General features: G+C 62.0%; 13 protein-coding genes. 9 read left to right on the top strand and 4 right to left on the bottom strand.

The annotated features are described in order from the left end of the window. Positions 1-84 precede the first annotated feature (84 nt). A complete protein-coding gene (locus NKI58_RS05720; protein WP_292659748.1) occupies positions 85-1,416 on the bottom strand; it encodes a dicarboxylate/amino acid:cation symporter in 1,332 nt (443 codons plus the stop codon). 238 nt (positions 1,417-1,654) lie between these two features. On the opposite strand from NKI58_RS05720, the gene NKI58_RS05715 reads away from it, so the two are divergent. After that, positions 1,655-3,514, top strand: coding sequence for a sensor histidine kinase (locus tag NKI58_RS05715; RefSeq protein ID WP_352784379.1), 1,860 nt, complete (start codon positions 1,655-1,657; stop codon positions 3,512-3,514). Between the two features lie 6 nt (positions 3,515-3,520). Beyond that, positions 3,521-4,876, top strand: a complete 1,356-nt coding sequence (locus NKI58_RS05710) for a sigma-54-dependent transcriptional regulator (protein WP_352784376.1) — start codon at positions 3,521-3,523, stop codon at positions 4,874-4,876. Between the two features lie 30 nt (positions 4,877-4,906). Here NKI58_RS05710 and NKI58_RS05705 read toward each other — a convergent pair whose 3' ends face one another. Continuing rightward, positions 4,907-5,644: a 2OG-Fe(II) oxygenase gene (locus NKI58_RS05705; protein ID WP_352784373.1), complete on the bottom strand. Its 738-nt coding sequence runs from the start codon at positions 5,642-5,644 to the stop codon at positions 4,907-4,909. Positions 5,645-5,879: 235 nt separating this feature from the next. Here NKI58_RS05705 and NKI58_RS05700 point away from each other — a divergent pair, with 235 nt between their 5' ends. Then, positions 5,880-7,871, top strand: coding sequence for a tetratricopeptide repeat protein (locus tag NKI58_RS05700; protein ID WP_352784370.1), 1,992 nt, complete (start codon positions 5,880-5,882; stop codon positions 7,869-7,871). Positions 7,872-8,079: 208 nt separating this feature from the next. Then, the gene (locus tag NKI58_RS05695; RefSeq protein WP_352784367.1) at positions 8,080-8,463 is read left to right on the top strand and encodes a hypothetical protein; all 384 of its coding nucleotides are present in this window, start codon (positions 8,080-8,082) and stop codon (positions 8,461-8,463) included. On the opposite strand, the gene NKI58_RS05690 is transcribed toward NKI58_RS05695, so the two are convergent. After that, entirely contained in the window at positions 8,460-9,227 is a 768-nt protein-coding gene (locus tag NKI58_RS05690) for a hypothetical protein (RefSeq protein WP_352784364.1), read from the bottom strand. The genes NKI58_RS05695 and NKI58_RS05690 overlap by 4 nt on opposite strands. Between NKI58_RS05690 and NKI58_RS05685 the strand changes: the two genes are divergently transcribed. Further along, the gene (locus NKI58_RS05685; protein WP_352784361.1) at positions 9,226-9,399 is read left to right on the top strand and encodes a hypothetical protein; all 174 of its coding nucleotides are present in this window, start codon (positions 9,226-9,228) and stop codon (positions 9,397-9,399) included. The genes NKI58_RS05690 and NKI58_RS05685 overlap by 2 nt on opposite strands. A gap of 389 nt (positions 9,400-9,788) precedes the next feature. Here NKI58_RS05685 and NKI58_RS05680 read toward each other — a convergent pair whose 3' ends face one another. Then, on the bottom strand, positions 9,789-10,724 hold the full coding sequence (locus NKI58_RS05680) for an IS1595 family transposase (protein WP_352784358.1): 936 nt from the start codon (positions 10,722-10,724) through the stop codon (positions 9,789-9,791). 85 nt (positions 10,725-10,809) lie between these two features. Between NKI58_RS05680 and NKI58_RS05675 the strand changes: the two genes are divergently transcribed. From NKI58_RS05675 to NKI58_RS05660, 4 genes are all read left to right on the top strand, one after another. Further along, positions 10,810-11,364: an acyltransferase family protein gene (locus tag NKI58_RS05675; protein WP_352784355.1), complete on the top strand. Its 555-nt coding sequence runs from the start codon at positions 10,810-10,812 to the stop codon at positions 11,362-11,364. Positions 11,365-11,748: 384 nt separating this feature from the next. After that, positions 11,749-12,252, top strand: coding sequence for an Lrp/AsnC family transcriptional regulator (locus tag NKI58_RS05670; RefSeq protein WP_023677254.1), 504 nt, complete (start codon positions 11,749-11,751; stop codon positions 12,250-12,252). Further along, on the top strand, positions 12,249-13,412 hold the full coding sequence (locus NKI58_RS05665; RefSeq protein ID WP_352784352.1) for a saccharopine dehydrogenase family protein: 1,164 nt from the start codon (positions 12,249-12,251) through the stop codon (positions 13,410-13,412). The genes NKI58_RS05670 and NKI58_RS05665 overlap by 4 nt, the downstream gene beginning before the upstream one ends. A 110-nt stretch (positions 13,413-13,522) precedes the next feature. After that, positions 13,523-14,311: an ABC transporter substrate-binding protein gene (locus NKI58_RS05660; RefSeq protein ID WP_352587204.1), complete on the top strand. Its 789-nt coding sequence runs from the start codon at positions 13,523-13,525 to the stop codon at positions 14,309-14,311. Positions 14,312-14,318: the final 7 nt, after the last annotated feature.

Raw genomic sequence — 14,318 nt, 5'->3', positions numbered from 1 at the left:
AGGCGGCATGCCGCGACCGCCGCCGCTGTTGCCCCGAAGCCGGCGAACCGCCTCCGGGGCCTTGTGGTCATGTGGCCTAAACAGTCAGGCGGCCTGCAAACCCGGCAGCGACAGGTCGACTTCCTCCGGCAAGTCGCCGGCCATGGCGGCGGCAAACTTGGTCTGGTCGAGTTCTCCCTCCCAGCGTGCCACCACGACCGTCGCCACCGCATTGCCGATAAAGTTGGTCAGCGCTCGGCATTCCGACATGAAGCGGTCGACGCCGAGGATCAGCGCCATGCCGGCGACCGGCACGGTGGGGACGACCGAAAGCGTTGCCGCCAGGGTGATGAAGCCGGCGCCGGTGATGCCGGCGGCACCCTTGGAGCTCAGCATGGCGACAGCGAGCAGCAGGATTTGGTCGCCGTAGGTGAGCGGCGTGTCGGTCGCCTGCGCGATGAACAGCGCCGCAAGCGTCATATAGATGTTGGTGCCGTCCAGATTGAAGGAATAGCCGGTCGGGATGACCAGACCGACCACCGAGCGGTTGCAGCCGGCGCGCTCCATCTTGGCCATCAGGCCCGGCAATGCCGCTTCCGAGGACGAGGTGCCGAGCACCAGCAGCAGCTCTTCCTTGATGTAGCGGATCAGCGCCAGGATCGAGAAGCCGTTGTAGCGGGCGACAGCGCCGAGCACCACCAGCACGAACAGCAGCGCGGTCAAGTAGAACGTGCCGATCAGCATGGCGAGATTGGCGATCGAGCCGATGCCGTATTTGCCGATCGTGAAGGCCATGGCGCCAAACGCGCCGATCGGTGCGGCCTTCATCAGGATGGCGACGAGGCGGAAGATCGGCGTGGTCAGCGCCTGCAGGAAATCGACAACGGGACGGCCGCGATCGCCGACCAGTGCCAGGGCGACGCCGAACAGCACCGAGAAGAACAGCACCTGCAAAATGTCGCCCTGCGCGAAGGCGCCGGTGATGGTGTCGGGGATGATGTTCATCAGGAAGCCGACGATGGTTGTGTCGTGCGCCTTCTCGGCATAGGCCGTCACCTTGGTGGTATCGAGCGTGGCCGGATTGATGTGCATGCCGGCGCCGGGCTGGACGACATTGGAGACGACCAGGCCGACGACAAGCGCCAGCGTCGAGAACACCAGGAAATAGATCATCGCCTTGCCGGCGACGCGGCCGACCTTCTGCAGGTCGGAAACGCCGGCGATACCGGTCGCCACCGTCAGGAAGATCACCGGCGCGATCACCATCTTGACCAGCTTGATGAAGGCGTCGCCGAACGGCTTCATCGCCTCGCCGGTTTCGGGATAGAAATGGCCGAGCAGCACGCCGGCGGCGATCGCCGCGAGCACCTGCACATAAAGATGCCGGTATAAGGGAAGTTTGCCGCGCGGCTCGGCGGCAGCGATTGCTGTCTGCATAACGTCCTCCATGGCGCCCCGATCGAAAGCTCGACTCCCCGGGGCAGTTGTTTTGAGACCAGCAGCCTCGCGACTGCTGAATTCGTGTTTGCAACAGCCGTGCCAGATACGCAGAAGAGTGCTTCAGCATTGATTTTATTGAGCATTCGCAAACGTCCGTACTGCCGGACGCATGGTCAAGTGCGACTCTCCGCATAGGTCGAATTGTGTTTTGTGCGAGTTCATGCACAAATGGGCGATGCTGCAACGCCCCGCCGGTGCCTTGTCTTCGACGCCCGAGCAACTCGCCAAGCGGGCGCGCCGAGCCTGGCTGCTGTTTGCGGCCGTCGCCCTGCTGATCGTCACCGCAGCGCTCTACGGCGCCGGCCTCTACGGCCGCACCGCCGAGGTCGAGACCCTCGCGGCGCAGGAGCGTACCGACGCCAATCTGAAGGTCGCGCTGCTGCGCGCCGTGCTCGAAAGCCCGCGTGCCCTGCCCCTGCTTTTGTCCGCAGACCAGCAAGTGCGTGACGCGCTGACGCAGAAAAATGCCGCGGCAATCGATGTGCTGAACCGCAAGCTCGAGGGGCTGGTCTCGGGCACCAAGGCGTCGGTGCTCTATGTCATCGGCACCGATGGACTGGCGATCGCCTCCAGCAACTGGCGCGAGCCGATCAGCTTCGTCGGCAACGACTACCGTTTCCGCGATTATTTCTCCGGCGCGATGCAGGCCGGAACCGCCGAGTATTTTGCGCTCGGCAATGTCAGCAAGCGTCCCGGCCTCTACATTTCGCGCCGCGTCGGCGACACAGACGCACCGCTCGGCGTCGTCGTCGTTAAGATGGAGTTCGACCAGCTCGAAGCCGACTGGCGCGAGGCGAACCGCCCGGCTTATGTCAGCGACGAGAATGGCGTCGTGCTGATCACCAGCGTGCCGTCCTGGCGTTTCATGACAACCGCACCGCTGGCCGCACCTAAGCAAGCCGCGATCCGCGACAGCCAACAGTTCGGCGACGCGCCGCTTGTGCCGTTGCCGATCATGCACGCGCAGGCGCTCAGCCCGGATGTGTCGATCGTCCACGCAGTAACGCCCGGCGGCAGCGACGCGGAGTATCTCAGCCTTTCCACGACGGTTCCTTCGACCCCCTGGCGGCTCGACTATCTGATCCCGGCTGAAGCGCCGATCGCCGCCGCGGTCCGCGAAATGCGGCTTCTTGCGCTCGGCGTCGTCGTCCCGCTGCTCGGCCTTGCCGCGTATCTGTTGTGGCGCCGGCAGTCGGCGCAGATGCGGATTGCCGCCGAACAGGCGGCCCGCACCGAACTCGAACGCCGCGTCGTCGAACGGACCGAGGATTTGAGCCGCGCCCGCGACCGGTTGCAGGCCGAGATAACAGGCCACCGCAGCACGGAAGCCAAGCTCCAAATCGTGCAGCAGGATCTGGTCCAGGCCAACCGTCTCGCCATCCTCGGCCAGGTCGCTGCCGGCGTCGCCCATGAGATCAACCAGCCGGTCGCCACCATACGCGCCTATGCCGACAATGCCCGCACCTTCCTCGACCGCAAACAGACCGGGCCGGCCGAGGAAAACCTCGGCGCTATCGCAGCCCTTACCGAACGCATCGGCTCAATCACCGAGGAGTTGAAGGCATTTGCCCGCAAGGGCCGCACCGCCGCCGAGCCTGTCGAATTACGCGGTGTTATCGAAGGCGCCGTCATGCTGTTGAGAAGCCGCTTTGCCGGCCGGCTCGACGCATTGGCCATCGACCTGCCGCCGCCGAGCCTCAAGGTCATGGGCAATCGGGTGCGGCTCGAACAGGTGCTGATCAACCTCTTCCAGAACGCGCTCGAAGCACTCGACGGCCGCGACGACGCTCGTGTGCAGGTGTCGGTCGAGGAGACCGCGGACGGCGTGACGGTCGGCGTGTCCGACAACGGACCGGGCATTCCACCCGCGATCCTCAAATCGCTGTTCACGCCGTTCAACACCTCCAAGGAAAAAGGCCTTGGCCTTGGCCTCGTCATCTCGAAGGACATTGTCGCCGATTATGGCGGCCGCATCGAAGTTTCGAGCGACGACAGCGGCACCCGCTTCACCATTCATCTCCAGACAGCAGCGTAAGCCATCATGACGAACGACAATGCCGCGCCGGTGATCCTGATCGACGACGACCGCGATCTCCTCAAGGCCACCGTGCAGACGCTGGAGCTTGCCGGCTTCTCGGTCTCCGCCTTTGCGGTGGCGGCTGAGGCGCTGGCCGGGCTCGACGCCGGTTTTACCGGCGTCGTGGTGTCGGATATCCGCATGCCTCAGATCGACGGCTTGCAGCTTTTCAATCGCATCCTGCGGCTGGATGCCGACATTCCCGTCATCCTCGTCACCGGCCACGGCGACATCGCCATGGCCGTCAAGGCGATCAAGGACGGCGCCTACGACTTCATCACCAAACCCTTCGCCGCCGACCGGCTGGTACAGAGCGTCCGCCGCGCAGCGGAAAAGCGCCGCCTGGTGATGGAGAACCGCGCCTTGCGCGAGGCGGCCGGAGAGGCGCAGGACGGCCTGCCGCTGATCGGCCAGACGCCGGCGATGGACAGGCTGCGCCGCACGCTACGCCAGATCGCCGACACCGACGTCGACGTGCTGGTGACCGGCGAAACCGGCTCCGGCAAGGAGGTGGTGGCAAGCCTTCTGCATCGGTGGAGCCGCCGCGCCAAGGGCAACTTCGTTGCGCTGAATTGCGGCACGCTGCCGGAGACGGTCATCGAGAGCGAGTTGTTCGGCCATGAGGCCGGCGCCTTCACCGGCGCGCAGAAGAAACGGATCGGCCGCATCGAGCACGCCAGCGGCGGCACACTGTTCCTCGACGAGATCGAAAGCATGCCGGTCTCGACACAGGTGCAGATGTTGCGCGTGCTGGAGATGCGCGAGGTCACGCCGCTCGGCACCAACGAGGTGCGGCCGGTCGACCTGCGCGTCGTCGCCGCCGCCAAGGTCGACCTCGGCGATCCGCGCCAGCGCGGCGCTTTCCGCGAGGATCTCTACTACCGGCTCAACGTGGTGACGATCTCGATCCCGCCGCTGCGCGAACGCCGCGACGATGTCGCCCTGCTGTTCTTCTATTTCGCCGAACGCGCCGCCGCCCGCTTCCACCGTCCGATGCCAAATGTTCCGGCTTCGGTGCATCGCCATCTGAGCGGCCATGACTGGCCGGGCAATGTGCGCGAACTGGCGCATTTCGCCGAGCGGTTTGTGCTTGGATTGGAGGAAGGCGCCGAAGCACAACCCCCTGCCCCGACCCAATCGAACGCCGCCATGAAGCTGCCGGAGCGGCTGGAGCGCTACGAGGCCGACATCATCCGCGAAACGCTTGGCCGCAACGAGGGCGACGTCAGGCGCACGATCGAAGCGCTGGGGATTCCGCGCAAGACCTTCTACGACAAACTCCAGCGCCACGGCATCGTGCGCAGCGATTTTTCCCGGTAACCGCCGCCGGGCCTCGACCGGGCGGCTCGGTTACTTGGCGTCGTGGAAGATGATACCGACAGTGTGGCGCATGCCGGAGCGAAGCCGGCTGACGCCGTGCCTGAGATTGACCCGGTAATTACCTCGTGTGCCCTGGACCGGACGATTGTGGACCGCGAAGGCGACCGCATCGCCCTGGCGCAGCGGCACCACCTCGGCGCGGCTCTGCATGCGCGGACGCTGCTCGGTCAGCACGAACTCGCCGCCGGTGAAATCCTTGCCTGGTTCCGACAACAGGATCGCGACCTGCAACGGGAACGCCAGATCGCCGTAGAGATCCTGGTGCAGGCAGTTGAAGTCGCCGTTAACGTATTGCAGCAGGAGCGGCGTCGGCCGCGTCTGGCCCTGCTCGTGGCATTGCTCGAGGAACGCGGCGTGTTCGTCGGGATAGCGCTGCGCGATACCCACGTTCCAGTCGTTGGCGACCGCAGCCAGGCGCGGATAGAGCGCGGTGCGCAAGCCGCCGATCAAGTCGGGCAAGGGATAGCGGAAATAGCGGTACTCGCCCTTGCCGAAGCCGTGCCGCGCCATGTGGACATGGCTGCGGAAATGGCTCTCGTCCGAATAAAGTTCGGCAATCTGCCGGCACTCCTGCGGCGTCAGCAGCTTTTCCATCACCGCGCAGCCATAGCCGCTCAGCTCATCGGCCAGCGTCCGCCAATCATATCCGGCAACGCGCAGCTCCGCCGATTTCACCGCCGCTTTCGCGCCTATCGAATGGATGGTCATGGCTTCGCCTCCTGTGGCTTCTCTGTCATTGAGATGGGTGAAACGGCGCGCGCGGACCACCCGTTTCTTGCTGGGTGAGCTCGTTAGCGATTGTCTCGGGGATTTCGTTGAATACAATGCAGCTGGGCTTGCCGCGATGGGGGGCGAATTGATCGGACGGGTTCGACAAAGGGACGGGGCAGTCCGGCAATTCCTCGTTTGCCTCGTCGCGATGCTGGTCTCGGCGCTCCCGGCCTTGTCCGCCAGCAGCGACTGCGTCAGCGACGACGAGGTCGAGGCCAGCACGCGGATCGCCGCCTGTACGCGCATGATCGAGGATCCCACCGAGCCTGTGGCCAACCGCGCCACTGCCTACTACAAGCGCGGCGAGGCACGGGCGTCACAAGGCGAGTACGACCGTGCGATTGCCGATTTGGGCCAGGCGATCGACCTCGATTCGAAATTCGCCGGTGCTTACTATGCCAGAGGCACCACAATGGTCGAAGTGGGCGAAAATGATCGCGCCATCGCCGATTTTGGCCAGGTGATCAGCCTCGACCCGACAAACCCGGAGCCGTACAACAGCCGAGGTGTCGCCTGGGAGCACAAGGGCGACTACGACCGCGCCATTACAGACTATGATCAGGCCATCAGCCTCGATCCGAAGCATTCCGATGCCCACAGCAACCGGGGCAACGCCTGGGCAGACAAGGGCGACTACGATCGTGCCATCGCCGACTACGACCAGGCAATCAGCCTCGATCCGAAAAATGCGGGGGCCTACAACAACCGTGGTGTTGCCTGGAAACAGAAGGGCGAATACGACCGAGCCATCGCCGACTACGAACAGGCGATCAGTCTGGATGCGAAAGACGCCAAAGCCTACAGCAATCGTGGTGCTGTCTGGGTACACAAGGGCGACTATGACCGCGCCATTGCAGACTATGATCGTGCGATCGACCTCGACCCGAAACATGCCGACACGTATGGAGATCGTGGCATCGCTTGGGCACGCAAGGGCGATAATGATCGCGCCCTTGCCGACTACGATCAGGCAATCGGCCTGGGTCTGAAAGACGCCAGCACCTACTACAACAGAGGCCTGGCTTGGTCGCACAAGGGCGACTACGACCGTGCCATCGCCGATTATGACCAAGCGATCGGCCTCAATCCTCAGGACGCTAGTGCTTACAACAATCGAGGCGTTGCCTGGAAACACAAGGGCGATTACGACCGCGCTATCGCGGATTATGACCAAGCGATCGGCCTCGATTCCCAGGATGCCACGGCTTACAACAACCGTGGCATTGCCTGGAAGAAGAAGGGTGACGACGACCACGCTGTCGCCGACTACACCCAGGCAATCAGCCTCGATCCAAAAAACGTTGATGCCTGGTACAACCGAGGCCTCGTCTGGTCTGACAAGGGCGACTATGATGGCGCCATTGCCGACTTCAGCCAGGCAATCACGCTCGATCCTAAAGACCCAACTGCCTACGACAACAGAGGCAATGCCTGGGCACACAAGGGCGACGATGACCGCGCCATTGCCGACTACAGCCAGGCGATCGTGCTCGATCCAGTACATGCCAAGGCGTTCAGGTACCGAGGCCGTATCTGGCACAAGAAGGGCGACGATGACCGCGCCATTGCCGACTACGACAAGGCGATCAGCCTCGATCCGAAAGACGCCCGTGCTTACAATGGCCGGGGCGTTGTCTGGTCGGCAAAGGGCGACTACGCCCGCGCGACCGCCGACTACGATCAGGCAATCAGCCTCGATCCGAAATATGCCTATGCCTATTTTGGCCGCGGCATTCTCTCCTTCTATTCGAGCGCGCTGGCCAAGGCGCAAGCCGATTTCGGACAGGCGGCCACGCTCAAGCCCGACAATGCCTATTTTGCGATCTGGCTGGAGATGACCGAGCGGCGCAACGGTGCGGTGGGCCACTTGCAGGAAGCGACTGAAAAGCTCGATATGACCAAATGGCCGGCGCCGGCGGTTCGCATGCTGCTTGGAGAACTAACGCCGGCCGAGGTATCGGCGGCAGCCGACGACGCCGACCCGGCCAAGAAGCGTGGCAATTTGTGCGAGGCGAACCTGTTCATCGCCGAACTCGATCGGCTGCAACGCCATGACGACGAAGCCTTGCGGCTCTACCGGGTCGCTGCCAGCGATTGCCCTGGGGACTATTACGAATACGTTGCGGCCAAGGCAGCTCTGCACGAGTTGGGCGCGGTTCCGTGAAGACAATTTCCAAGACTTTTTGATGACCCGAGGAGCGAATTGACCGGACCGGTTCGAGAACGGCACAGGTTTTTCTGGCGCACGCTGGCTGGTCTCATCCTCCTGCTTGTCACGGGGCTTCCGGCGCTGGCTGCCAGCAGCGACTGCGTCAGCGATGACGAGGTCGAGGCAAGCACGCGGATCGCCGCCTGCACGCGCATGATCGAGGATGCGACAGAGCAAGGTATACGGTCAGCTATTGTCCAAAGAGTTTTATCGAATACCGTGCCGCCAACGCTGCATTACGCGAGTTGGGTGTTTCGCCGTAACTCTGCCCGACGGATGTTCGTTTGCCGGTCGTGCAGTATCTCTTGAGCAGATCACCAATAGCCTGCTTTTCATACCCTATCTCGATACGGTCACAGGCTATGTCCAACCGGTGCTTGGCGTGGGTTGGACGCTCAATCTGGAAATCCTGTTTTACATTCTGTTCGCGGCGACTATGGGTTTTGGCGGCAATTATCGGCTTGACGTACCAAACTTCGAAGGATATGGAAATTGCCCGACAGGCCGGCACTTTACGCCCACGGAAATGGCAATGGGGGAAGACTAGTTCTTCGCGGGGAAGGCTTCGATGAACGCCTCGACCGCCTCTCTTGCCGCTTGGGCGAGATTTCTGATCGTTGGGATAACCGGCTCGTTCTCCACAAGGTCCATTTCCCGGAACACTATATCGAGGGTAAAGTCGCCGTCGTGCTTGATGTCAGGATTACTGCCGAATCCTTCCACAAGGAACGGTATTACGCCCTCATCGAATGTTTGCCCCACAAATCTGTGGCCCCCGAACAGGGTCACGACACCAGTTCTTATCCTTCTGACTGCGAATATGAGCAGGTTGTGTTTGTTCCAATTGCTCAGGTCATTGAGGGCGCAAAGATTTCGATTCCCACCGGCGGCAAAGTCGCGGTGAAACTTTATCGTCTCCCCGACAAGCCCCTTCACTTCTGGGAAGGCCTTACCTACCAAAGTATTTTCGATGCGAGATATCACGTCCTTCCGGGTCGTTCCGATTGGAAGGGTGCGCTTGTCCGGTTTGGGTTCAATCGACCGCCAGAGTCCCATCCAACAATAGTCAAGGGCGGCGCGGAGATTGCCAACGATGTCGCCGGCAAGGAGGGACACTTCGTTGCCGAATGGCAACTCAGGCGTCAAGTGGAACTCGTAGCCGCCACCGTGCGCTTGCGTTTTGATGATGGACTGATGCACGTTAGATTGGATGAGGTCGGTGCAGACCGAATTGAGGTTCTCGATGTGTTTGTTGGCCCATTCGATCTTTAGAATAGCTTTCTCGAATGACATTTGAGGGTCGATTGGCATGAAAGGTTCTCCAAAGAAGGACAAAGACCAGGATAAGGCCGACCAGCGGCGCGACGATCTGGCGAAGCGTGTTTTGAATACGCCGCCGAAGCCCAAGACAGAGAAGCGCCCGGATCGCTCCGGGACGCCCCTATCAAAAGAAGATCGAGAGAATGGCCGCGATACCAAATAGGCAGAGCGCGACGTTCACTTTCACTTCTATCGTGACCTTGGGTTTCATGGGAAATCCCTCGGTCCGTGCGCACGGAACCAAAAGGTTTCGTGTGTCATGCCAGCGTTACGAATAAGCCGTCGTTCGCTGGTGTATCGGCTCACTCTTGGCGTTGTACTTCCGCCGCCAGTGGCCCCATGTGCGTCCAAGGGTAGCGCTAGGTTTTTCGCCGTTTGATAGGCGATTCCGTCGCGGGCTCGGCATGGGCCGTAGGGATTCTCAAGATCGGGAAACCGAACACGCAAGTTCGGGGCGTTCTTGGGACTACGGTGTTCTGAGAGTGGGCCGTAATTTATTTGGAGTCGAGTCGGCGTTTCTTGCGCTTGTGGAAAAGCTTCCGCGCCTTCTGCTTAAGCGTGACCGGCTTCGTTAGTCCGCCGATAGGTAAGGCGCTTCCCGACCATACCCTTGATGGCGCGTTCGCAGCGTTCGGTGTCAGTGACGCCAAGGCCGATGCGGTTGTTGTAACGATAATCGAACTCGGCAAGGTAGCGGTGCAGATGGGCTTCGCTGACTTGGTGATAGACACCATTGATGCCGCGCTTCAGGATCGAAAAGAAGTTTTCGGCGGTGTTGATGTGCATGAAGCCGCCGAGGCGGGCGTATTCATTGGCCGAATGGTTCACGGTGCCGTGACTGGCGTACTCCCTGCCGAGACGCGGATAGATGCCGCTCTCGTCGGTCATAAGGGCGCTGGCGCGGTCGGCGGTCGTCACGATGATCGGGCGCAAGGTTGCGGCGGTCACGTTCGCAACATGGAAAGAGGCAACGCGCCCGTCGCGCTCGACCAGTGACAGAACGGCTTTCTTCGGGGCAGGCTCGCGATGTGCGCGGTTCTTCGCCTTGCCGCCGACATAGGCTTCGTCGGCCTCGACAACCTTGTTCTTGCCGCCAAGCGGACCAGACGACTTAGGATCGTCGCGCATGGCTTCACGAAGGCGATGGCAAAGGAACCAAGCGCTTTCGTAGGTAATACCCAACATGCGGTGCATTTGGTGCGCGGACATACCTTTCTTCGATGAGGTCAACAGGTGCATCGCGGCAAGCCATACGTTGATCTTGATATGGCTTCGTTCCATCAGCGTGCCGACAGTCACAGAGAACGGCTTGCGGCATTCCTTGCACTTATAGACGCCGGGGCGCGTGGACTTGCCCTGCAGCTTCGTGATGCGGTCGGGATTGGCATTGCCGCAATGAGGGCAGTTCGGACCATGAGGCCAATGAAGGCTTTCAAGGTGCTCGCGGGCCTTGTTTTCGTCAGTGTAGATCGGATCGGTGAGTTTCATGGGACCGCCTCTGAATTGAAGCGATCCTATCAAGTAAGCCGTGGTACGTCAAGCCGATAATTGCCGTTTTGGCAGGTTGACGCAAATGGCCGCGGTCGGCGTTGTCTTTGCAATCGCCGTTGCTGCACGCATCGTCTTCAAACCCGCCGCCGACACTGTGCTGTTTTTCTACACCACGCCAATCCTGTTTGAGTTCCTTGCCGGCATGGCTCTCGGCCACCTGGTCCGCGGGCTGACGCGTTTGCCTGTTTTCCTGGGTGCCTCGGCAATCGTGTTCGCCATCATGTCCGTGCTGGTGATGGTACTTGGCTTCAACTTGCCGCGAACCCTTGCTCAGGGAATCCCGGCGTTGATCCTTGTCGCGGCTTGCATCAGCCTGGAAAGCTACTTCCGGCTTTTTGCTCCTCGCGTGCTGGCAATATTGGGCGATGCTTCCTACTCTCTCTATCTAACGCACCCTATCGTGCTGCTTGCGACCGCTCCTGTCGTTGCAAGCGCCAATCTGTCACCATGGCTTGCAGGCGTGGTTATTGTCACCGCCTGCATTGCCGTCTGCCTGGCCAGCTACAGTTTTATTGAAAAGCCGCTTTTGGCCATATCGCGGATGAGCCGTTCCGCCCATCAGGTGAAGGCGCAATGAGTTGCTGCTGCGCCCCCACCAACTTGGTCGGCGTGCTATGGAGGTGCGTTGCACCTCTTGCGCACCCTCGAACACAGCGCGTCCCGAACGGCGCTGTCCCGCCAGCCTCAAACCGGCGGCGCTGAACCTCCAAAGGTGTCCTGAACACAAAAAAACCGCCTCGGCGGGCGGGTCGTCGGTGTGAATCAGCACCATACCCAAATTAGTAGCATAGCTGCCGGCACAAAGCAAGAACAAAATGTGGCGACATCGACGAAACTGCCGATAGGCACAGCGGCACGGCGGATGACATGGCTCTTGCCGTTATTAAAAATCTCTCATAAGGTATTTTCATATCAGAAAGAAAATACGATAGTTTCTTTCCTTTTATGAAAGCCTGAGCGTTTGCGGGAACATCTGGATCAGACCGACCGGCGACTGGTCAAGCTGCTGTCGCAAGATGCGCAGCTTGGCGTCAACCGCCTCGCCGAGAAGATGGCGATCTCGGTGCCGACGGTGCGCATGCGGCTGCGCAACCTGCTCGACCGCAACCTGCTCAAGATCGTCGGGCTGCTCAACCTGACCGAACGCCCCGAGCTGATCTCGGCGATCGTCGGCATCAATGCGCAGGGACGCGGCCGCGCCCGGGAACTGGCGCAGCGCATCTCCGAACTGCCTTTCGTGAACTCGGCCGCCGTCGTCACCGGACGCTTCGACATCATCGTCGACGTGACCGTGGCCGGTGATGTCGCCGATCTCTACCGCGTCACCAGCGAGCTGATCCCCGGCGCCGGTGAGCCGGGCGAGGTCGTGCGCAGCGAAACCTTCGTCGTCATGGCGTCCTGCAACAAATGGGTCAGCCTGCCGGAAGGCTGCTGGTCGGACGAGACGCGGAAGGAAATGGCATGAAGATCGCGGTTCTCGGCGGCCTAGGCCTGCAAGGCCGGGCGGCGATCGCCGACCTCGTTGCCAGCGACGGTATCGAGCAGGTGGTCTGTGTCGACACCGCAACCGACGGCGCTGCGCGGCTTGGCGGCCTGACCGACCTTGCCCAGGTGCGTTTCGTCGTGCCGGAGGGCGCGATCGGTCCGGTGCTGGCCGATGTGATGAAGGACGTCGACGCGGTCATCGACCTGTTGCCGCAACCGCTGATGCGCGAGGCGGTGCAGGCGGCGATCGCCACGCGCACGCCGCTGGTCACCACCAATTACGGCAAGGCCATCGGCGACCTCGCGCCCGAGGCCGAAAAGGCCGGCGTTTCGATCGTGACCGAATGCGGGCTCGACCCCGGCATCGACCTTGTGCTCTACGCGCGCGCCGCAAGCCAGTTCGACACCATCACCGCGATCGATTCCTACTGCGGCGGCATTCCCGAGCCGAAAGCGGTGGTCGAGCCGCTGCGCTACAAGGTGAGCTGGAATTTCGACATGGTTCTGGTCAGCCAGAACCGCGACAGTGTACTGGTCGAGAACGGCAAACGGGTCGATGTGCCGGCCGCCCGCCAGCACGACAATCGCTTCATCCACGAGATCGAGGTGGCGGGGCTGGGCAGGCTGGAAGCCTTCCCCAATGGCGACGCGCCGCATTATGCCGGCATGCTCGCCGCCGCCAAGGGGCTGCAGCGCTCCGGCCGCTATTCGCTGCGCTGGCCCGGCTGGTCGGCGTTCTGGGCGCCGCTGAAGCAGCTCGGCTTCCTGTCCGAGGACAAGGTGCCCGGCACCGGCGTTAGCCCACGCGAATTCCTCGGCCGGCTGCTCGGCCCGCAACTGCAATATGGCGCGGACGAAAAGGACCTTTGCGTCATGCGCAACGTCTTTGTCGGCAGCGAAGGCGGCCGCCGCAAGACGGTGACCTCGGAGCTGGTCATCGAACGCGACCTCGCCTCCGGCCTGTTCGGCATGAGCCTCGGCGTCGGCTATCCCGCCAGCATCGTGGCGCAGATGCTGGCACGGCGCGAGATCGCCGCGCCCGGCCTGCTCAACCCGCTGCTGCATGTGCCCGATGGCCGCTTCCTCGATGAGCTCGCCAGGCGCGGCATCAATGTCGCCGAAACGGTGAGCTGGGATTGACGATTTTCGAACGGTGGTTGCCGCCGGCAACGGCGCCGCCGCTCAAAAGGCACCCCGATGGGGTGAAACAACAAGTGGAACAACAAACGACAACAAGGAGGAATGCCCAAATGAACATTGCCAAGCTTTTCATCGCCGGCCTTGCGCTCGCCGGCCTCACCGCTGCCGCCAGTGCGGGAACGCTCGACGAGATCACCAAGCGCGGTGAGTTGCGCGTCGCCGTGCAGACGCAAGGACCACCCTTCTCGCTGGTGGGTGCTGCCGGCGAACGCACCGGCAGTTCGGTCGAACTCGCCGAACTGATGGCCAAGGAAATGGGCGTCAAGATCACCTTCCTCGACTTCGACTGGGACGGCCTGATCCCGGCGCTGCTGTCGGGCAAGGCCGATCTTCTGGTCGCCGACATGACCCCGACACTGGCGCGTGGAATGAAGGTCGCCTTCACCAAGCCTTACATGTACACGGGCAGCACAGTCTTCACCAAGGCTGGGACCGCCTTCAAGTCCACCGAGGACTGCAAGGCCAAGGGCACCAAGATCGCAGTGCTACTCGGCGCCACCGGCGAGAAGGAAGCCAAGGCCGCCTTCCCCGATGCCGACATCAAGAGCTACAAGGGCGGCGGCCCGCTGCTGCTCGACGCCGTCAACAACGGCCAGGCCGATTGCGGCGTCAACGACGTCTCGGCGGTCAAGGGCCAGTCGACCGCCTATCCGGCCGGCAGCTTCATCATCATGCCGGACATGCTGTCGAAGGAGCCGCTGGCCTTCGCCACGCGCTATGACGAGCAGGACCTGCTGGTCTGGATGAACCTGTTCCTTGACCAGGTCAGCCTCGACGGCCGCCTGCAGAAGAACCTCGATTACTGGGTGAATTCCGACGCCTGGAAGAAGGATCACTGAGTAGAGT

The organism is Mesorhizobium sp. M0522, assembly GCF_040321085.1.
Taxonomy (GTDB): domain Bacteria; phylum Pseudomonadota; class Alphaproteobacteria; order Rhizobiales; family Rhizobiaceae; genus Mesorhizobium.
This window is presented reverse-complemented; position numbering and strand designations above follow the sequence as displayed.